Genomic DNA, 20,686 nt, shown 5'->3' with positions numbered 1-20,686 from the left:
AATCCATGCGTGTACCAAAGCCTCGTCGCGTTAGCGGTCATTGCCGTTGCTGAGGGATTTTCTGCCTAATCGTCAGCATGTTTCTCTTTAGGACTATCAAAATCAGAGGCGCACAATGTCCAAAATTCGTACAAACAACGTCATCAGCAAAAGTAAGATGCCGCGTCATGGGCATGTTTTTTCACCCGCCTCACGGGCCTACTTTGCGTGGCAAGCGGGGGAACTGGATGAAGGCGCTTTAAACCAGCGGGAGTCAGGCAAGTTTTTTCCAACAACAGCCGCTGATCAGTTGGATGTTTACGCGAAACAGGACACCCTCAATGCGGCGCCTCCGCCGGACGGAAAGATTGCCAGCGCCAACCAGCTTACCGGCGCTGCACTCGATGCACCGGGTAGTCATTGGCAAAAACATGAGGTTCGAGGGGGCGAGGCTTTAGAGGTGTCCTGGCACTTCACCGCCAACCATGCCACACGGCGCTGGAACTACTTCATGACCAAAGAAGACTGGAACCCAGAGCGCGTTTTAAGCCGTGACCAATTCGAGGCCGAACCTTTTTACACCGTGCAAATCAACCTCCAGCCCTTCTGGGAACATACCGATGCGATGATGCCCTCGTCGCCCACCGTGCATGGCGTTCCGCTCCCCCAGCGTGAGGGCTACCACGTGCTGTTGGCTGTATGGGAAGTGGCAAACACGGGCAATGCGTTTTATCAGGTCATCGACCTGGACTTTTTAGCCGATGACGCAGGCGAAGAGCGCCCCACTACGCCGAGCCATCTGATGACCCGGGAGGTGACTGACAAACACATCACACTGACGTGGGGTGCCTCCACTGGCCCTCATCCCATTGCCGCCTATCGATTGATACGCAACGGCTCTACAACGGTGGATGTCATCGCGCCGCTGCTCAGTTGGATGGATAACAGCGTTAGGCCTGAAACGCTGTACACCTACTTCATCAGCGCCATTGATGAACTCGGCAATATGTCTACCCCCAGCCGCGCCATTGAAGTGATCACGCCAGCAGAGGGCGGAGAAAATGCGCCTCCCACTGCGCCAAAAAACCTGCACAGCATGGGCCAAACCTCGACCGTTGTAAGTGTGATGTGGGGCGCATCGACGGGGCCTTCTGCCATCACGCAGTACCTCATCTACCGTAACGACCAGGAGATCGCGCGGGTCAAGGCCGATAAGACTTCATTCGATGACACCGGCCTGACACCGAACACGCAATACCGCTATTACGTCACGGCGCTGGACGAACGTGCTCAAGCGTCAGCCCCCAGCAATGTGCTCTCGGTCAAAACCGAGGCTGATCAAGGTGGCGGTGAGTATCCGCTCTGGGCACTTAACACGAAGTACTTGGTGAATGAGCGGGTGAGCCACAACGGGAAACACTGGCAGTGCCTGCAAGCGCATATCTCGAACGTTTCGTGGGCCCCAGGGCAAGCGGATACGCTGTGGACGCAAGTCGCCTAACACGCCCTGACCGCCCGGCGCGAGGCCAACTCGCGCCGGGTACAGGGTTTTACTGCTCCAGCTTGGGCGTTTCCTGGCCCAGGCAGCGCACAGCTTGTTTCTTGTTGTTCACCAGTACACCGGTCAGGCCTTTCTGTTCGGTGTCGAACAGCACGATGATGCCATCGACGCACTGCGCCACTTGGTTAGCCGGGGTCAGCGACACTTTGTAATCTTCGCCGGGAATGGTTTTGAGCATGGTGAAGTCGCTGAGCAACAGGGCATCTTCAGGCTTGGCGAAATGCAGGTAGCCGTAGTACCACAGCACACCCACGGTGCCGATGATGGTGCAAATACCGGTGATGATCAGCGGGATGGCGTTACGTTCTTCACTCATGGTTGGCTCTCTGGTTCAACGTTTTTCGAATTCGGGGTGGCGGGGTAATTGGGGATTTCACCCAGGCGCCGCACGCCATTGAAGTGTTGCGGGTCTTGCAGATAACGCAGCATCACTTGCCGCCAGGTCGGGTCGGCAAACGTCTGCACATGCCCGCCGCGCGTCAATTGCAGCACCTTGGGCGGGGGCGCAGCTTGATACAACCGGATGCCGTTGGAAAGCGGCACGACCGGGTCATCCAGACTGTGGAAGATCAGCATGGGCAAATTGCCCATGTCCGGTATCGCGTAGAGCGCGCTGTCAGCGTCCGGCACCCACCACGACAACGGGACTTGCAGCGGCCACGTCAGCCACCCAGTGCTCAAGGCAAACTGCCCGACCTCACGGTAACTGGCCGGTACACCGTCAAGCACCATCGCTGTGACGCGCGCCCGCTGCTGCGGGTGTTTGCTCAAATAGTGAACCCCCATCGCACCGCCTAGGCTTTGCCCCAGCACAATCAACGGCACACCGTGAGCCTGCGGTTGGTGCTGCAACCAGTCGAACGCCGCGTCGATGTCCTGATACACCTCGGGCAAACGGGCCGAGCCTTGTGACAAGCCGTAACCACGGTAATCAAGCATCAACACCTGATAGCCCTCGGCGGGCAACCACGCGGCAGCCCCCAAGTGATAAGCCAGGTTGCCACCATTGCCGTGCAAGTGCAGCACCGTGCCCTTGAGCGGCACACCGGGTTTGGCCGGCAACCACCAGCCGTGCAGACGGGTGCCGTCGCTGGCGGTCAACGTGACGTCGCGGTACGCCAACCCCGCAGCCGTCGGCGTGACGGGCTGGCCGGGTTCCGGGTAAAACAGCAGCGAGCTGCATCCGCTGAGGGCAAGCAGCAGGCAGAGTGCAGCCAGGGTTTTCATGGAGCAATCCTATTAAAGAGGGGCCTGTAACCCCGCGGGAGCTACCGAAGCGTTACAGGATGTTGGAGTAATCCGCTTCGATCCGGTCCAGGCTCAAATGATTGAGGAAGTTGGAGAAGCACATCCAGGCCGCCAGCGCGTTCATGTCACGAAACTGCTCAGGCAAGTATTTGGGCGCCACCACCAACCCTTCATCCACCAACTGGCGCAGGGTGCGCATGTCTTCCAGCGTGGTCTTGCCACAAAACAGCAGCGGCACTTGCTCCAGCTTGCCTTTACGCACGGCCAACTGAATGTAGTTGTAAACCATGATGAAGCCCTTGAGGTAGGACAAGTCTTTGGTAAATGGCAGGCCATTGGGCACTGACCCACGGAATACCCGACTCGCATTGCCATAGCTTTCAGGCATTTCAAAGCCTTGCTCACGGAAGAACTCATACACCTGCATAAAGTCCGCGCCCTCCTCCACCATGTGAATGGCGCGGGTGCGGTTGGTCAGTTTGCGCAAGCGGCTGGGGTAGGAGGCAAAGGTGATGATTTCCATCAAAATTGCCAGCCCCTCCTGCGTCACCGTCGAAGACGGCGGGCCTTTGGCCAGAAAGGTGCAGATCGGCTGGTTCAACCCGTTGAGCGTGGTGCCGACATGCACCAGCCCTTCGTGAACTTCCAGCGCCCGCACATCACGTTCGTTGAACATCGCATCGGTGCGAATCTTGATGTAGTCCGCACCTGCCGCCGCATCGGCCACGATGCCGTCAGACTCAAAAACGCGAATGGTATCCTCGGCCTCACCGAACACCTTGTTCAGTCGGCTTTGCAGCATGCTCACCGCGTCTTTGGCGGTCAGGGTTTTGGCTTCGTCTTTAAGCGCGCCGCGATCATCGATGTTGTCCAAATAGTCCGACATCATCAGCCCCAGATCGGCCAGCGTCGGGTCGCCCGCGTGGAACGCATCGGAGGCCGCGCCGTAGAGTTCCTGCGAGATCAGCCCGAAATCTTCAGTGCCACGCGCTTCGAGCATGCGCACCACCATTCGGTACTCTTTGCACATGCGGCGCATGATCTGCCCCACCGGGTTGAACTGACCCAACTGGCGGGTAATATCACGTTCGATGTTCTGAAATTCCAGCTTCACCGCGCCCGAATCAAACGACAGCGGCCGCCCCAGGTAGTAATCGCGGTCCACGGCTGGCATTTGCTTGCCCTTGGCCTTGAGAAATCCCTGACGGATGCTGTCATCCCACTTCACCGCATCCAGCACGCGGATCGGGGTTTGGGCCAGCACGATGCGGTCTGACAAGGTACGAATCGTGCGTTGATAATCGTCCACCCGGTGCTCCTTTGATGTGGGCTGTTACTTGGCCACGCGCTGATAGCGGGCGATTTCGACAAACACGTCGGAGTTCGCCGGGTCATCCAGATAAGCAAAGACTTTAGCCGATGGGCTGTTGATCTGTACGCCAGTCCCCTCAGCGGTTTCCACCGTGTCGCCGCTCAACGCGGACTGACTGATGGCCTGACGGATTTGCTCAAGGTCAAGGTCATACACCACCAGTTCGCCCGCGTCGGTCAGTTCAAAGCCATTGAGTGTGTAATCGCCACCCACGTTCGCCGGCAACGCCGCCGAGGCGTACCAACGGTTGCCGTGCCGGGCGACGATGAAGGTGTAGCGCTTACGGGCCTTGGGCTCGCCCTTGGGGTAAACCTCGGCTTGATAGCGGGTTTTATCGATGGCGCGAATGTTCAAATGGCGCGCCTGCCCCCAAGCGTCTTTGCTGCTCCATTTGCCCAGCAGCGACTGCGGGGCCGTTTGTGCCACCAAAGGGGCTTGCTTGAAGGTGACCAGACAACCGTTCAACAGTAAAAACGAGACTGCCAGAAGCATTACGCGCCAACCTTTCATGCCTGCATCCTTCTATAAAGCGGCCAACACCAAGTGCATGTAGCGCGTGAGGATAGCGAGCCGCTCTGCATCGACTGCTGGCTGCGCGCCATTAAGTAGGGCCTGATATTCCATCCGACCGATAATCGCCGTCAAGACATTGGCATCCTGCTGCGGCTGTTTGGAACCCAGCACCTGAAAGATCTGACACGTGCCCTGCAAAAATATTTGCTCGTGTGCCCGCACCAGTACGGCCAGCCGCGGGTTAAGCAGCGCGGCCTGATGGAACGCCTGCTCGGCGCGCAACTGGTCTCGCCGGGTCAGCAGTTGGTGCTCCACATAGTGCGCCGTCATGGCCGCGATTTCATCGGCCAGTTGTGAGCGCGATTGCGGGCTACCATCGCCGTACGCCACCATTTCGCGCAGCTTGCCCTCAGTGCTTTGCCACAATTTGGCCATAAAGGCCGCACTGCGCTCCACATACTGGGCAAAGGTATCGTGGATCAGGTCATCGATGTCTTTGAAGTAATAAGTGGTCGCCGAGAGCGGCACGCCCGCCTCGCCAGCGACTGCACGATGGCGCACACCGCGCACGCCATCGCGCACCACAATACGCATCGCTGCATCCAGAATCAGTTGCCGACGCTGCTCACTGCCATGTCGACTGGCTTTGCGGCCTTGATACTGGACGCTCCCGGCCACCGCCGTGGCAACATCTACGGCACCGGTTTGTGCCTTGACAAGGTTCACGAATGTTTCCTTTTATTGAAGACGATGACTGTGCCTCAAATGCGCCCCTTTTAGCCGCAACCGCCGCCTGCGGCAGCCACAACAAGGCATACACCACCGGGCAGCAGGCAATAAAAAGCCGCCCTTGGCGGCGGCTTCTTATTTCGCAACGTTACGCTTGTGGGCGCATGTGCGGGAACAAGATCACGTCGCGGATCGACGGTGAGTTGGTCAACAACATCACCAGACGGTCGATGCCGATACCTTCACCGGCCGTTGGCGGCATGCCGTATTCCAGCGCACGCACAAAGTCAGCGTCGTAGTGCATGGCTTCGTCATCGCCTGCGTCTTTATCAGCCACCTGAGCCATGAAGCGCTCAGCCTGATCTTCAGCATCGTTGAGCTCGGAGTAAGCATTGGCGATTTCACGACCACCGATAAACAGCTCGAAACGATCGGTCACATTCGGGTTATCGTCGTTACGGCGTGCCAGTGGCGACACTTCGAACGGGTACTCGGTGATGAAGTGCGGCTGTTCCAGTTTGTGCTCGACCAGCTCTTCGAAAATCATCACCTGCAATTTGCCCAGGCCTTCGAAACCCAGCACCTTGGCACCGGCTTTCTTGGCAATGGCGCGCGCCTTGTCGATGTCGTTCAGGTCATCGGCGGTCAGCTCAGGGTTGTACTTGAGGATCGAGTCGAACACCGACAAACGCACGAACGGTTCACCGAAGTGGAACACTTTGTCGCCGTACGGCACGTCGGTGCTGCCCAGTACCAGCTGCGCCAGTTCACGGAACAGCTCTTCGGTCAGGTCCATGTTGTCTTCGTAGTCGGCGTACGCCTGATAGAACTCCAACATGGTGAATTCAGGGTTGTGACGGGTCGACACGCCTTCGTTACGGAAGTTACGGTTGATCTCGAACACTTTTTCGAAGCCGCCGACCACCAGGCGCTTGAGGAACAGCTCTGGCGCGATGCGCAGGTACATGTCCATATCAAGGGCGTTGTGGTGGGTTTCGAACGGCTTGGCCGCAGCACCGCCCGGGATGGTTTGCAGCATCGGCGTTTCGACTTCAAGGAAGTCGCGTGCCATCAGGAAGCTGCGGATGTGGGCAATCACTTGCGAACGTACACGGAAGGTGTGACGCACGTCTTCGTTGACGATCAGGTCAACGTAACGCTGGCGATAACGCTGCTCGGTGTCGGTCAGGCCGTGGTGCTTGTCGGGCAGCGGACGCAGCGATTTGGTCAGCAGACGCACGTTGGTCATTTCAACGTACAGGTCGCCTTTGCCGGAACGGGCCAGGGTGCCTTCGGCGGCAATGATGTCGCCCAAGTCCCAGGTTTTGACTGCGGCCAGGGTGTCTTCCGGCAGGGTTTTACGGTTGACGTAGACCTGAATGCGACCGCTCATGTCTTGGATCACCATGAACGAGCCACGGTTAAGCATGATGCGACCCGCAACCTTGACCGGGATGGCCGCCTCGGCCAGCTCTTCCTTGGTCGCTTGCGCGTACTGCTTTTGCAGGTCGGCGCAAAGGCTGTCACGGCGGAAGTCGTTCGGGAAGGCATTGCCCTTGGCGCGCTCGGCTGCAAGTTTTTCCTTGCGCAGGGCGATCAGGGCGTTTTCTTCCTGTTGCACATCTTGCGGGTCGAGTTGTTGGTCGCTCATGTCTTAAAAAATTCCATCACAGGTTCGTTGCCCCCGCCTTGCGGCAGGGGGAAGCGGGCGTTGGCGGCCCTCACGGGGCAGCGCCTCAGCGGCGCACTTTACGGTTGTTGCGCGACTTACAGCCCTTGTTTCAGGCTCGCTATCAGGTACTCGTCGATGTCGCCGTCGAGCACTTTGTCGCAATCGCTGCGTTCTATATTGGTACGCAAATCTTTAATGCGCGAAGCATCGAGTACGTACGAACGGATCTGGTGACCCCAGCCGATGTCCGACTTGGTGTCTTCCAGCGCTTGGGAAGCGGCGTTGCGCTTTTGCACTTCCTGCTCGTACAAACGTGCCCGCAGCATTTTCATCGCGGTGTCTTTGTTCGCGTGCTGGGAACGTTCGTTCTGGCAGCTCACCACGGTGTTGGACGGTACGTGGGTGATACGTACGGCCGAGTCGGTGGTGTTTACGTGCTGACCACCCGCACCGGAGGAACGATAGGTGTCGATCCGCAGGTCTGAGGGGTTGATGTCGATTTCGATGTTGTCGTCGATCTCTGGCGAAACGAATACCGCCGAGAACGAGGTGTGACGACGGTTGCCCGAGTCGTAGGGACTTTTGCGTACGAGACGATGGACGCCAATTTCGGTGCGCAACCAACCAAAGGCGTATTCACCCTTGATGTGCACGGTTGCGCCTTTGATCCCGGCCACTTCACCGGCAGACAGTTCCATGATGGTGGCATCGAAGCCGCGCTTGTCGGCCCAGCGCAAATACATCCGCAGCAGGATATTGGCCCAGTCTTGCGCTTCGGTGCCGCCCGAGCCTGCCTGGATGTCCAGGTAAGCGTTGTTGGCGTCCATCTCACCACTGAACATGCGGCGAAATTCGAGTTTTTCAAGGGACTCGCGCAGACGTTCAACCTCAGCGGCAACGTCATCCACAGCGGCCTGATCTTCTTCCTCGGCAGCCATCAGCAGCAGGTCTTTGGCATCGGCCAGACCGGTGTGCATCTCATCGAGGGTTTCTACAATTTGCGCCAATAATGAGCGCTCGCGTCCCAGTTCCTGGGCGTACGAAGGGTTGTTCCAGACACTCGGATCTTCAAGCTCGCGATTGACTTCGGTCAGACGCTCATGCTTTTGATCGTAGTCAAAGATACCCCCGAATGGTTTCGGAGCGCTCTGACAGGTCCTTGATGCTGTTAAGGATCGGGTTGATTTCCATGGCGGACTGCACTCGTAGGCGATTTTTACAAAGCCAAAGAGTATACCGAAAATATACCGTTACAGCAGCCCGCCCGGCGGCCTTATATGGGCCATTTGCCGCAGCCCGAAGGGCGCAACACGTCACTGACCGCGCCTTACGAGGCCTACAGCACACCGCGAATTTGCATCTGGCACGCCACAATAAACAGGCGAAGTCACATCACAGCTACAGCTTGGGAATAGTTACCCAACTTTAGAGAAATGGACTACCCGGCGTTTCATTGCACATCACAACAAGCTCGCTATACCTAACCAGTACGGCCTTTAACGCGCTGCTGTCGCGTGATAACACCCTTGGGCTGACCGTACAAACAAGCACCAGGAGCAAGGCAATGGAAAACCCGAGGTGTGGCCCACAAGGCTTTCAACGCAATTCACGGCAGGTCAACAAGCGCTGCCTGGAGCTACTGCTGTCATTGGCAACGCCCCAGGGCAATGTGCTGGATGTCGGCTGTGGCACCGGCAATAGCCTGCTGTTTGTGGACTTGAACAACATCGAACAGTACGTCGGCATCGATCAATCCAAGGACAAAATCACCTATGCCAACCTGGCGCATGCCGCGCCCAACGTGCGTTTTATCATCAGTGACTTTCTGACGTACTCCCTGGACCACTTTTCGCCCTTTGATGCCGTCGTTTGCGCGGCCTGCTTGCAAGCGTTTATTCCACAAGAACAAACCGTGATCGACAAACTGTCGGCCGCCATCAGGCCCGGCGGTGACTTGTTTTTGTCGTGCGCGCTGGATTTCGATTACTTGCCGGACGAGCGTTTTATACAAGAGCGAGCCTTGATGGAGATCCGCCATCAATACCCCTGCATCACTGAACCGGTGGTGTTTGATGACTTCAGGTTCAGCCGCCGGGACATTCTGGACACCCTGCACGACTTTGACATGGTGCGCGCACAGCGCATTGAGGAAACCGTCGAGTTTGAGAACTTCAGCGACTTCAGGGACTGGCATTGGGGCGCCAGTACGCAGGTACGCCGCCAGTTCGACGAAACCATCCGCGAACAGGCGATCACTGACTACTACCAAACGCTGTATGCACACTACTGCGCTGGCCGTTATAAAACGGCGTACGCCACCGGGCTGATGCTGCTCAGAAAGAAAGGCGGCTAACGCCCAGGCTGGACTGCATCTGAACGCACAGACGCAGCCTGCGCCAGCAGCTAAGGGGAGCCTGACGAGAGTTGGCTTACTCAATACCCACTTGGTTGCGCCCGTTGTTTTTGGCCAGGTACAACCCCTTGTCCGCCGCCGATATCAATTCGCGACAGTTGCCGCTGTGTTGCGGCGTGAGCGTGGCCAGCCCAATGCTGATCGTGAGGCTGCTGCCCTCGGTGGGCGAGATGTGCGCAATCTTCAGCGCCGCAACGGCCTGGCGCAGTTTTTCTGCCACCAGTCGCGCTCCGCCCTGAGAGGTATTGGGCAGCACGATGGCAAACTCTTCGCCGCCGTAACGCGCAGGCAAGTCGGAGGGTCGACTGCTGGCATCGCGGATGGAGGCGGCCACTTTGCGCAACGCTTCATCACCGTCCAGATGGCCAAAGGTGTCGTTGAACGACTTGAAGTAGTCCACGTCGATCATCAGCAACGACAACTGGGTTTGTTCACGCAAAGCGCGACGCCATTCCAGTTCAAGGTACTCGTCAAAGTGACGACGATTGGACAACCCGGTCAGGCCGTCAGAGTTCATCAACCGTTGCAGCACCAGGTTGGTGTCCAACAGTTGCTGCTGGCTCACCCGCAGCGCACGGTAGGCCGCATCACGCTGCAACAGCGTCATGTAGGAGCGCGAGTGATAGCGAATGCGCGCCACCAGCTCGATGTTGTCGGGCAATTTCACCAAATAGTCGTTGGCCCCTGCCGCAAAGGCCGCGCTCTTGATCAGCGGGTCCTCTTTGGTGGAGAGCACAATAATGGGGATATCTTTGGTCGCCGGATGATTGCGGTATTCGCGCACCAGCGTCAGGCCGTCGAGGCCCGGCATCACCAGATCCTGCAAAATCACGGTCGGTTTGATGCGAATGGCTTGCGCGATGGCCTGGTGCGGGTCGGCACAAAAGTGGAAATCGATGTTTTGCTCAAGGGCCAACCCCCGGCGCACGGCCTCGCCGATCATCGCCTGATCGTCGACCAGCAACACCATCGCTGCGTTTTCGTCGTTTTTGACGTCGTCCAATTGCAAGTCATTCATGCGCGTTCACCTGAATTACCACCTTCAAGCCAGTCCTGCCGGGTTTTGTCACTCATTTGCCAAATATCTCCAGCAAGCGTGGCGCAATCGTGTCCAAGGGTCGAATTTCAACCGCGGCATCAATCGCCGCGGCCGCTTTGGGCATGCCGTACACCGAGCTGCTCTGTTGGTCCTGAGCGATGGTCAAAAAGCCTTGCTGGCGCATGAGTTTAAGCCCTTGCGCGCCATCACGGCCCATACCGGTCAGCAGCACCCCCACGGCATCGCCGTTCCAAAACCTGGCAACACTCTCGAAGAACACATCAATCGAGGGCCGATAAATTTCGTTCACCGGCTCTGCCGTATAGGCCAGCGTGCCGTTTTTCAAGAGCCGGATATGGTGGTTGGTGCCGGCCAGCAACACCGTACCGGGCTGGGGCGCTTCACCATCTCGGGCCAACCGTACATTGACCCCGCACGAGCTGCTGAGCCATTCGGCCATACCGGCTGCAAACACCTGATCAACGTGCTGTACCAGCACAATCGCCGCCTCAAACTGCCTCGGCAGCCCTTTTAGCAGTGTTTCGAGGGCGGCTGGCCCTCCGGCCGATGAACCAATGGCCACCAGCCCGTGGCGTATGCTGTGCTGACGTGGCGGGGTGTCCACCGGTTTTACCCGCTTGTCGGGTTGGCCCACCAACCAGCCAATGTTCAAGATTTTACGCAGCAACGGCGCGGCGGCTTCTTTGGCGTTACCCGCCCCCAAGGCCGGTGTGTCCACCACATCCAGCGCGCCAAAGCCCATGGCTTCGAACACACGGTGCACATTTTGCTGACGGTCGACCGTCACGATCACAATCGCACAGGGGCTTTCTGCCATGATCCGGCGGGTGGCTTCTACACCGTCCATGACCGGCATGATCAGGTCCATCAAGATCAGGTCAGGGGTGTTTTCGGCGCACAGCAAAACCGCTTCTGCGCCGTCTCGCGCCACCCAGATCACCTGATGGGCCGGTTCGAATGCCAACGCCCGGCGCAAGGCTTCAACCGCCATGGGCATGTCGTTGACGATGGCAATTCTCATGTTTGGGCTCCTCCAATGAGTTCAACCACTGCATCGAGCAGCGCATCGTCATGGAAACTGGCTTTGGCTAAATAGTAGTCGGCTCCTGCGTCCAGGCCGCGCCGACGGTCTTCTTCACGGTCTTTATAGGACACCACCATCACCGGCATCGATTGCAGACGGTTATCACGGCGTAACAACGTCACTAACTCGATACCGTCCATGCGCGGCATGTCGATGTCGGTAATCAACAAATCAAAGTGTTCGGCACGCAATGCATTCCAGCCGTCCATGCCATCGACCGCCACCGCCACTTCATAGCCGCGATTGAGCAGCAACTTGCGTTGTAGCTCACGTACGGTGAGCGAGTCGTCGACCACCAAAATACGCTTGCGGGCCAATTCGGCCGTGTGCCGATTACGCCGATCAATACGCTCAAGACGCCCGGTATTGAGCAGTTTATCGACAGACCGCAGCATGTCTTCGACGTCAACGATCAGCACCGGCGAGCCGTCATCAAGCAGCGCGCCAGCCGAAATATCCTGCACCTTGCCCAGACGCGGATCGAGGGGCAATACGACCAACGTGCGCTCGCCAATAAAACGCTCCACCGCAACCCCGTAGACCACATCGCGCTCGCGAATCACCACCACGTTGAGGGTTTCGTCATCGTTCTGGCTGGGCGGGCGTTGCAGCAACTGGCTGGCGGCGACCAAGCCTACGTGGCGGCCCTCATGCCAAAAATGCTGGCGCCCTTCGAGCTGTACGATGTCGTCGGGTTGCAGGTCGCGCATGCGTTCGATATGCGCCAGCGGGAAGGCGTAGGCTTCGTCGCCGACCTCCACCACCAGGCTGCGCACCACCGACAAGGTCAGCGGCACTTCCAAATGGAAACGGCTGCCCTGCCCCCCCGTTTGCTCCAGCACAATCGCCCCACGCAGCAGGCGCACCATGTGCTGCACGGCGTCCAGTCCCACCCCGCGCCCGGACACTTCGGTCACGGTGTCGCGCAGGCTGAAGCCGGGCAAAAACAGAAAGGACAGTAGCTCTTCTTCACTGAGCTGGGCGGCCGTGGCCTCGGTCGAAAGCTGGCGCTCGACGATGGTGCGGCGCAAGCGCTCAAGGTCTACCCCCGCACCGTCATCGCTCAATTCCAGCACCAGCAGACCGGCCTGATGCGAGGCCCGCAAGCGGATCAGCCCTTCAACCGATTTACCCGCCAACAACCGCTGCTCGGGCGACTCGATGCCGTGATCAACTGCGTTGCGCAGCAAATGGGTCAGCGGTGCTTCGAGCTTTTCCAATACGTCGCGGTCAACCTGGGTTTTTTCGCCTTCAATTTCCAGGCGTATCTGCTTGCCCAGGCTGCGGCCCAGGTCACGCACCATGCGCTCTTGCCCGGCCAATACATCGGCGAACGGGCGCATGCGGCATGCCAGCGCCGTGTCATACAGCAACTGCGCGCGCTGGCTCGCCTGCCAGCCGAACTCGTCCAGCTCAGCGGTCTGCTCACTGAGCACGTGCTGTGATTCGGCCAACAAGCGCCGGGCCTCGGCCAAGGCTTCTTGCGCCTCATGGCTCAGACCGACCACTTTGAGTTGATCGCTGAGGCTGTCCAACGCCCGCAGGCTGGTGCTCTGGATCCGCTTAAGGCGCTGCAACGTGGCCAGATAAGGCTTGAGCCGCTGGGTTTCGACCAGCGACTTACTGGATAAATCCAGCAAGCTGTTGAGGCGCTCTGCGGTGACGCGCAGTACCCGCTCGCCACTTTCAGTGCGTCGTTGCGGGCGCTGCGCAGGTTCAGCCGCCAGCGGCGGCTCGATCGTGGGTTGCGGGGCCTCAGGCTGCGGTGCCAGCAGCCGTTGCGACACATCAAAAACCGGGGCTACCACGGGTGCGGGGATCTGCGAGGGATCGAGCAGGCGATTCATCAGCGCCACATAGGCCTCGACATCCGCCGCGCTGACCGTATTGCCCGGTGTTGCAATGCGCATCAACAGGTCAGTGCCCTGCAACAAGGCATCAATGTGCTCAGGCAGCAGGTACAAGCGGCCTTCCTGAGCGCTGACCAGGCAATCCTCCATCACATGAGAGACGCTGACCCCGGCATCCACCCCGACAATGCGCGCTGCACCTTTGAGCGAATGCGCCGCGCGCATGCACGCTTCAAGCTGATCGGCCTGAGTCGGGTTGCGCTCCAGCGCCAGTAAACCCGCATTCAGTACTTGGGTTTGGGTTTCAGCCTCCAGGCTGAACAGCTCCAGCAACGAGGCATCGCGCATTTGCTCAGGGGTCATGTGAGGCTCCGGGTAATGGCGCTGAGCAATTGCTCTTCATCCAGCCAGCGCAGGCTGCGGGCCTTGTACGGCAACACCCCCCGGGTGAATTTGGCGCTGGCGTGCTCGCCCGAGAGCGATGCGGTGTTTAACACCCGTTGTTCAATGTTATGAATGCCGTCGACTTCATCCACCGGCAGCACCACCGGCCCGCCCGGCGCGGCCACAATCAGCATGCGCGGCATCACCCGCTGTGACGCCGTCACGCTCACGGTCGGGTCCAGCCCCAGCAATTCGACCAGCGACAGGCAAGGCACCAGCGTACCCCGCACGTTGGCCACGCCCAACAGGGCGCGTGAGCGCTGATGGGGCAACGAATGGATCGACTGCATCGGCGCCACCTCGTCCAGGCAACCGGTGGCTAGCCCCAACCATTCACCGCCCATGCGAAACATCATCAGCGAACGTGTCGCCACTTTATGTTCAAGGTCGGGCGGGGCGGCAAGGTCTTGGCCGTCCTGCTCAAATGAATAGCGATCGAGCAAGCGGGTTGCCGCTGCCGAGTACACCGAACAGTTGCGACAGTGAATATGCTCAGCCAATAACGGGCAGGATTTATTGCCATAAACACCGATGCGGTTCCAGCAATCATCAATCGCCAGGGCTTCGGTGTGGATCAAGCTTTGGGCTGTTAAACCGTTCATTGTTTACGCTCACTCTGAACCGAGCGCTCATTGCGCGCAGCTCGGGCCTGCAAACGCTGGGCACCGGCGACATCGCCCAACGAGGCCAGCAACGCGGCCAACTGCGCCAGCGCCTGGGCATGTTGAGGTTCCAGATACAACGCCTTGCGATAGAACGCTTGCGCCTGGGCGGTCTGCCCTTCGACATCGCTGAGCAGGCCCAACCAATAAAACACCTGCGCCTGCGGCCCGTGGCGCTGCAAGCTCAGCTCACAAGCGGCACGCGCTTCGCGGCTATTGCCTTCATTGGCCAGCGTGGCGATTTTTTCGAGCAATTGCGCGGGTTCGTCCAACGTGGGCGCTGGCGGCTGCGCCGCAGGCCGCGTGAGCGTTTTCGTTTGCGGGCGGGCAATAAAGGGCCGACTGGCGGGCGCTGTGAGCGGCGCAAAAGGCCGCGCTTGCGGCTTGCGTTCCACCAGTGCGGGCATCACCGCAAGCGGCGGCTCCTGGCTGTGGCAAAACGCAAACGACTGCGGCGCATTGATTGAGCGCATGCCCAACCCGTTGAGCAGGCTGCCTTCGGCCGGGCCGATAAACAACACACCCTCGGTACGCGTCATGCGTTTGAGCACATCCAGTGCTTGCTTCTGCGTTTTGAGATCGAAGTAAATCAGCAGATTGCGGCAAAACACGAAGTCATACGCGGGTTGGTTGGCCATCAGTGCAGGGTCGAGCAGGTTACCCACATGGAACGTGACCTGCTCACGCACCCGCGCGCGCAGCTGATAGCCGTCCTCCTCAAGGGTGAAATAGCGCTCACGAAACTCGATGCTCTGCCCACGAAACGAGTTTTTGCCATACACCGCGCGCTGGGCGCGCTGCACCGAGAGCGGGCTGACATCCAGCGCATCGACCTTGAACTGATGCGCGGCAAAGCCTGCGTCAAACATCGCCATCGCAATCGAATAAGGCTCTTCGCCGGTTGAACACGGCAGGCTCAAAATGCGCAGGACCCGTGGGCTGCTTTGCGCCGTCAGACGCTCACGGGCCAGCCGTCCCAGCGTGACAAAGGATTCGGGATAACGAAAAAACCAGGTCTCGGGCACGATCACTGATTCGATCAACGCTTGCTGCTCGTCCTGCGAGCGATTGAGCCACTGCCAATACTGATCGTGGTCGGCCATGTTCAATGCCGTACACCGCTGGCGCACGGCCCGCTCAATAATCGCTGGCCCTACTGACGCCACATCCAGACCGATCTGACGTTTAAGAAAGTCAAAAAAACGCTGATCAGCACTCATGCGCGGGCCTGCCCAGACAGATCGAGGTCCGCGTCAGTGAACAACAACCCGCGTACTGCTGGCGTTAGCAGATCGTTGACGCGAATCCACTGCAACAACCCCTGTGCGTCTTTGCGCACCGGCCCCAAATAAGGTGCCTCGCGGTTATCCAGCCCATAGGGCTGAAAGTCCGCCGGGTTGCAGCGCAACATCTCGTTGGCCTGCTCCAGCACCAGCCCCAACAAACGGCCCTGATAATTGACCAACACCAGGCGGGTACTGGTGCGCTCGACCGCCGGTTGGCCGAAGGTCATGGCACTCACATCAATCACCGGCACCATCTGGCCACGATGCGCCAACACCCCTGCCACCCACGCGGGCGCATGGGCGATGGGTTTAAGCGGCAAACGCGGCAACACTTCAACCACGTCGATAGCCTGTAAGGCATAGCGCTCGGCGCCAATATAAAACACCAGGAAAAGGCTGTTTTTCGACGCCTTGGCGGCTTCGCGCGGGGCGAGAGGTTCGCTCATCAGACTTTGAATCGCGAAACGCCGCTGCGCAGCCCGACCGCCACCTGGCTCAGCTCGTCAATGGCAAAGCTGGCCTGGCGCAACGACTCAACGGTCTGGCTGCTGGCATCGCCCAACTGCACCAGCGCATGGTTAATCTGCTCGGCGCCGGTGGCTTGTGCCTGCATGCCTTCGTTGACCATCAACACGCGAGGCGCGAGCGCCTGCACCTGATGAATGATCTGCGACAACTGCTCGCCCACCTGCTGCACCTCGGACATGCCGCGGCGCACCTCTTCGGAGAACTTGTCCATGCCCATCACACCCGCCGACACGGCGGACTGAATCTCACGCACCATTTGCTCAATGTCATACGTGGCCACGGCCGTCTGGTCAGCCAAGCGGCGCACTTCGGTGGCCACCACGGCAAAGCCGCGTCCGTATTCACCGGCTTTCTCGGCCTCAATTGCAGCGTTGAGCGACAGCAGGTTGGTTTGGTCGGCCACTTTAACGATGGTCACCACCACCTGATTAATATTGCCGGCCTTCTCGTTCAGAATCGCCAGCTTGGCGTTCACCAGATCGGCCGCCCCCATGACCTGATGCATGGTGTCTTCCATCCGCGCCAGACCCTGTTGCCCGGAACCGGCCAAAATCGAGGCTTGGTCGGCCGCCGACGTGACTTCGGTCATGGTGCGTACCAGATCACGCGAGGTGGCCGCAATTTCGCGCGACGTGGCGCCGATTTCAGTGGTGGTGGCGGCGGTTTCAGTGGCGGTGGCCTGTTGCTGCTTGGAGGTGGCGGCAATTTCAGTGACCGACGTCGTGACCTGCACCGAGGAGCGCTGGGCCTGAGACACCAGCGCCGTCAACTCGGCCATCATGTCGTTGAAGCCGGTTTCGACAGCGCCGAACTCGTCTTTACGCTCCAGGTCCAGGCGCTTGCTCAAGTCACCGGAACGCATCACGTCGAGGATCGACACAATGCGCTGCATCGGCGACATAATCGCGCGCAGCAACAGGAAGCCGCACACACTGGCCGCGATCACGGCAATCAGCAGTGACACCAGCATGCTGGCCTTGGCCGCCAACACCGCGTCAGAAATGTTGTTGCTGGCATGAATGGCCGCGTTCTGGTTGTCTTCAATCATTTTATTGAGTTGCTGACGGCCTGCGTTCCACGCGGGCGTCAGTTGCTCAACCAGCAGGCGACGAGCTTGATCCATGTCGTTCTTTTCGAACAGCGCGACCACCGTGTCCAGCGAGGCGTCGTAGGCTTTGTGGCGCACTAAAAACGCTTCATATTCGGTCTCATCCGTGCCGTCGCTGATGGTCGAGCGATAACCGGCCAGTTCTTTTTCCAGACGGGCTTCATAGGACGCGTAGAGGTCTTTTTCCTCTTTGGTGAGCGGGTGACCGGTTACATCATTCATCAGGTGCAAGGTCTGAACGTAACTGTCGACCCAGGCACTGCGGATCATGGAGCTGTAATACAAACCGGGAATGGAGTCGGTGCGCACTTTGTCTTCACTGGATTCAATCGAGACCAGGCGTGAATACGCTGCGACGATCATCAACAGCATGATGGCAATGATTACGGCAAAGCTCGCCAAGATGCGTTGGCGTAACGTCCAGTTCTTCACAGTCAATCCTCGGGTGCCGTTCAAATGAAGGGGAGTATAGCCGAGGGTGCAAGATGATTCGCACGAGGTTTGAGACCGCTCTCACATGGATCAAGTAAAAAACTTACATAGGATTACATCTGTAATCGCCAAGGCGACACCATCAGGGCGTTCTACCGCCAGTCCGCCACCTCATGTGGCGGCGAGCGGCTTGGTACACAGCCGGTTCAGGTGGGTTGCAGGCGCCAGCCCAGCACGTTGAGCACGTCGCAGCCATCACGCAGTCACGCCGCTGCCGTGGTGGCCAAGTGTTTGAGGTCGATGGCGTCTGCCTCTTGCACTTCACGGTTGGCAAAGGTTTCCATCCGTTGTGTGACGGCCAGCACACGGGCGGTGGCATTGGCATGTAATACGTCGAGGGGGCGTTGCGGTCGATCAACATAGGGGATGTTGCAGTCGATGGCGGTGAGGGGGATATAAGGGATTTTTGGCATGAGTGGTGCTGCTAGTCCTTACGATTGAACTGCACACATTTCGTCGCCAAACGAAAGTAGGCGGCCGGATGGTAGGGCAAGACCTTGCCCCCGCGTACGGCTGCGTGGGCACGCCGTGACGGGCCATCCTTGGCCCAACACGGCGATCCCTCCTCTCAGAGGTCTGCGGTGTGAACCTGCTTTTCAAGTTCGACTTTCAACGCCGGATCAAGCTTGAGCTGCCTGGCCAGTTCATCCAGATACGAACGTTCCATGAAGCTGTCTTCATCCACCAGCATCACGCTGGCGATGTACATTTCTGCCGCCATTTCCGGCGTGCTCGCCGCGCGGGCCACTTCGGCCGGGTCCAACGGCTTGCTCAGCTCGGCTTGCAGCCACTGCTGTGTCCCGGGGTCGTTGTTGAATTTGCTGAACTCGCCTTCGATCAGTTGACGCTCACGGTCGTCAATGTGGCCATCGGCCTTGGCCGCCGCGATTAACGCTTTAAGGATGGCCTGGCTATGCTGCTCAACTTGCGGTGGCGGCAGGCGATCAATGGTCTGCGGCTCGGTTTGGGGCGCGCTGCCCTGGTTGGCCTGCCAGTTGCCATAGGCTTTGTAGGCCAACACGCCCAAAGCCGCCAAACCACCGTAGGTGATAGCCTTGCCGCCAATTTTGCGCGCGCTTTTGTTGCCCAGCAGCAGGCCCATTGCGCCCGCCGCCAACGCTCCACCGCCCGCGCCCGATAGCAAGCTGCCCAACCCGCCCGCGCCGCCCAGCAGGCCGCCTAACGCGCCTTTGTCAGCTCCCGCGCTGTTTTTGGCGGCACCGGTTTTGTTCTGTAACAAATCCTGGCCAGACTTGAGTAACTGATCGAGTAATCCACGAGTGTTCATACAAGGCCTCTAGCAACGGGGTTAAGGAAAAAAGCAGGCCGACAGAGTAGTGCCCCATCACCGGCTATGGTCAGTTCGATTGCTTCCAGATGTTGCACCGCGTGGGCCAAGCCCACATTAAGTGCAACTGATAACGCCCTGCCCCGCAGCGTTATCAGACACTCCTACAACGCAAATCGTACAGAGCCGCTTCAATCACGCAGGTCCGATTCATGAATCGGCTGATCGCGATGGGTGGCCCGCTGGTATTGTGCAGGCCAGGTGGCGTGTTTGCCGCCCAGGTCATCATCGGCGTGCAAGGCCCAGTAAGGGTCGCGCAGCAGTTCACGCGCCAGCAGGATCAAGTCGGCCTGACCAGTGCGCAATATATGCTCGGCCTGCGCCGGCTCGGTGATCATGCCTACCGTGCCGGTAGCGATGCCTGACTCTTTGCGAATGCGCTCGGCAAAGCGCGTCTGGTAACCCGGCCCCACGGGGATTTCTGCGTTGGCCGCGGTGCCGCCCGATGACACGTCAATCAGATCCACACCCAACGCTTTGAGGCGCCGCGCCAGTTCGACGGTTTCGTCGGGGTTCCAGCCGTCTTCCACCCAGTCGGTGGCCGAGACCCGCACGAATAACGGCAGCTCTTGTGGCCACACTTCACGCACCGCTTCGGTGACTTGCAGGACCAGACGAATACGGTTTTCAAAGGAGCCGCCGTACTGGTCGCGGCGCTGGTTGCTCAACGGCGAAAGGAACTGATGCAGCAAGTAACCATGCGCGGCGTGCACTTCAACCACTGAAAAACCCGCCTCTAACGCACGTTTGGCGGCGTCGACAAAGGCTTGAATCACGTCCTGAATCTGACCCTCGTCCAGTTGGGTGGGTGCGGTGTGTTGGGGGTCGAAGGCGATGGGCGATGGCCCGACCGGCACCCAGCCGCCCTCTTCGACTTTCACGCTGCCGTGCTTGCCCAACCACGGGCGATGGGTGCTGGCCTTGCGTCCGGCGTGAGCCAACTGGATACCTGCGACCGCGCCTTGTGCCCGAATGAAGCGGGTGATGCGTTGCAGCGGTTCAATGTGTTGGTCATCCCACAACCCAAGGTCTTGGGCGGTGATGCGGCCATCGGCGGTGACGGCGGTGGCCTCGGTGAAGATCAGCCCTGCGCCACCTACCGCACGGCTGCCCAGGTGCACCAGGTGCCAGTCATTGGCCAAGCCGTCGACGCTGGAGTATTGGCACATCGGCGAGACCGCGATGCGGTTAGGAAAGGTCAATTGGCGCAGGGAATAGGGTTCGAGCAGCAGGCTCATGGGTCACCTCTCATTTCAGTGGGCGGGCTCCAAGCTGCTCAGACCCGTGATGGCGACCAAGCAGTACCCAGAGACTAGTCGACAACACTGAAAGAGGTG

The 20,686-nt window shown here is 59.1% G+C and carries 19 protein-coding genes; 2 read left to right on the top strand and 17 right to left on the bottom strand.

Features of this window, described 5'->3' with window-relative positions:
- Nucleotides 1-115 precede the first annotated feature (115 nt).
- Nucleotides 116-1,480, top strand: coding sequence for a lytic polysaccharide monooxygenase (locus TU86_RS05685; protein WP_048363324.1), 1,365 nt, complete (start codon nucleotides 116-118; stop codon nucleotides 1,478-1,480).
- Between the two features lie 49 nt (nucleotides 1,481-1,529).
- Here the strand turns inward: TU86_RS05685 and TU86_RS05680 are convergent, their stop codons facing one another.
- From TU86_RS05680 to prfB, 7 genes are all read right to left on the bottom strand, one after another.
- Nucleotides 1,530-1,856, bottom strand: coding sequence for a PA3694 family proteiin (locus TU86_RS05680; protein ID WP_048363323.1), 327 nt, complete (start codon nucleotides 1,854-1,856; stop codon nucleotides 1,530-1,532).
- Nucleotides 1,853-2,767 (bottom strand): alpha/beta hydrolase, encoded by a 915-nt coding sequence (locus TU86_RS05675; protein WP_048363322.1) that lies wholly within the window; start codon nucleotides 2,765-2,767, stop codon nucleotides 1,853-1,855. Before TU86_RS05675 ends, TU86_RS05680 begins: the two co-directional genes overlap by 4 nt.
- A 52-nt stretch (nucleotides 2,768-2,819) precedes the next feature.
- Complete coding sequence (locus TU86_RS05670; protein WP_048363321.1) at nucleotides 2,820-4,097, bottom strand: flavohemoglobin expression-modulating QEGLA motif protein; 1,278 nt, start codon at nucleotides 4,095-4,097, stop codon at nucleotides 2,820-2,822.
- A 24-nt stretch (nucleotides 4,098-4,121) separates the two neighbouring features.
- Nucleotides 4,122-4,670: a hypothetical protein gene (locus TU86_RS05665; RefSeq protein ID WP_048363320.1), complete on the bottom strand. Its 549-nt coding sequence runs from the start codon at nucleotides 4,668-4,670 to the stop codon at nucleotides 4,122-4,124.
- Nucleotides 4,671-4,682: 12 nt separating this feature from the next.
- Nucleotides 4,683-5,399 (bottom strand): TetR/AcrR family transcriptional regulator, encoded by a 717-nt coding sequence (locus TU86_RS05660; RefSeq protein WP_048363319.1) that lies wholly within the window; start codon nucleotides 5,397-5,399, stop codon nucleotides 4,683-4,685.
- A gap of 151 nt (nucleotides 5,400-5,550) precedes the next feature.
- The gene (lysS, locus tag TU86_RS05655) at nucleotides 5,551-7,053 is read right to left on the bottom strand and encodes a lysine--tRNA ligase (RefSeq protein WP_048363318.1); all 1,503 of its coding nucleotides are present in this window, start codon (nucleotides 7,051-7,053) and stop codon (nucleotides 5,551-5,553) included.
- Between the two features lie 116 nt (nucleotides 7,054-7,169).
- Nucleotides 7,170-8,265, bottom strand: a protein-coding gene (gene prfB, locus TU86_RS05650; protein ID WP_120752346.1) for a peptide chain release factor 2 whose coding sequence is annotated in 2 segments (ribosomal slippage) — nucleotides 7,170-8,192 and nucleotides 8,194-8,265 — 1,095 coding nt in all. Because the reading frame shifts where the segments join, the coding sequence is not laid out codon by codon here.
- Between the two features lie 373 nt (nucleotides 8,266-8,638).
- Here prfB and TU86_RS05645 point away from each other — a divergent pair.
- Complete coding sequence (locus tag TU86_RS05645; RefSeq protein ID WP_048363317.1) at nucleotides 8,639-9,427, top strand: class I SAM-dependent methyltransferase; 789 nt, start codon at nucleotides 8,639-8,641, stop codon at nucleotides 9,425-9,427.
- A gap of 76 nt (nucleotides 9,428-9,503) precedes the next feature.
- Here TU86_RS05645 and TU86_RS05640 read toward each other — a convergent pair whose 3' ends face one another.
- From TU86_RS05640 to TU86_RS05595, 10 genes are all read right to left on the bottom strand, one after another.
- Nucleotides 9,504-10,505, bottom strand: a complete 1,002-nt coding sequence (locus TU86_RS05640) for a response regulator (protein ID WP_048363316.1) — start codon at nucleotides 10,503-10,505, stop codon at nucleotides 9,504-9,506.
- 52 nt (nucleotides 10,506-10,557) lie between these two features.
- A complete protein-coding gene (cheB, locus tag TU86_RS05635) occupies nucleotides 10,558-11,568 on the bottom strand; it encodes a chemotaxis response regulator protein-glutamate methylesterase (protein ID WP_048363315.1) in 1,011 nt (336 codons plus the stop codon).
- Entirely contained in the window at nucleotides 11,565-13,844 is a 2,280-nt protein-coding gene (locus TU86_RS05630) for a hybrid sensor histidine kinase/response regulator (RefSeq protein ID WP_048363314.1), read from the bottom strand. The genes cheB and TU86_RS05630 overlap by 4 nt, the downstream gene beginning before the upstream one ends.
- A complete protein-coding gene (locus TU86_RS05625; protein ID WP_048363313.1) occupies nucleotides 13,841-14,527 on the bottom strand; it encodes a chemotaxis protein CheW in 687 nt (228 codons plus the stop codon). Before TU86_RS05625 ends, TU86_RS05630 begins: the two co-directional genes overlap by 4 nt.
- Nucleotides 14,524-15,807 carry a CheR family methyltransferase gene (locus TU86_RS05620; protein WP_048363312.1) on the bottom strand — a complete coding sequence of 428 codons (1,284 nt, stop codon included), beginning with the start codon at nucleotides 15,805-15,807 and terminating at the stop codon, nucleotides 14,524-14,526. The genes TU86_RS05625 and TU86_RS05620 overlap by 4 nt, the downstream gene beginning before the upstream one ends.
- Nucleotides 15,804-16,319: a chemotaxis protein CheW gene (locus TU86_RS05615; RefSeq protein ID WP_048363311.1), complete on the bottom strand. Its 516-nt coding sequence runs from the start codon at nucleotides 16,317-16,319 to the stop codon at nucleotides 15,804-15,806. Before TU86_RS05615 ends, TU86_RS05620 begins: the two co-directional genes overlap by 4 nt.
- The gene (locus TU86_RS05610; RefSeq protein WP_048363310.1) at nucleotides 16,319-17,941 is read right to left on the bottom strand and encodes a methyl-accepting chemotaxis protein; all 1,623 of its coding nucleotides are present in this window, start codon (nucleotides 17,939-17,941) and stop codon (nucleotides 16,319-16,321) included. The genes TU86_RS05615 and TU86_RS05610 overlap by 1 nt, the downstream gene beginning before the upstream one ends.
- Before the next feature lie 263 nt (nucleotides 17,942-18,204).
- Entirely contained in the window at nucleotides 18,205-18,414 is a 210-nt protein-coding gene (locus tag TU86_RS05605) for a hypothetical protein (RefSeq protein ID WP_048363309.1), read from the bottom strand.
- A gap of 155 nt (nucleotides 18,415-18,569) precedes the next feature.
- Nucleotides 18,570-19,289 (bottom strand): tellurite resistance TerB family protein, encoded by a 720-nt coding sequence (locus TU86_RS05600; RefSeq protein WP_048363308.1) that lies wholly within the window; start codon nucleotides 19,287-19,289, stop codon nucleotides 18,570-18,572.
- 191 nt (nucleotides 19,290-19,480) lie between these two features.
- Nucleotides 19,481-20,587, bottom strand: coding sequence for an NADH:flavin oxidoreductase/NADH oxidase (locus tag TU86_RS05595; protein ID WP_048363307.1), 1,107 nt, complete (start codon nucleotides 20,585-20,587; stop codon nucleotides 19,481-19,483).
- Nucleotides 20,588-20,686 lie beyond the last annotated feature (99 nt).

The organism is Pseudomonas weihenstephanensis, from assembly GCF_001043055.1.
In the GTDB taxonomy this organism is placed as follows: domain Bacteria; phylum Pseudomonadota; class Gammaproteobacteria; order Pseudomonadales; family Pseudomonadaceae; genus Aquipseudomonas; species Aquipseudomonas weihenstephanensis.
This window is presented reverse-complemented; position numbering and strand designations above follow the sequence as displayed.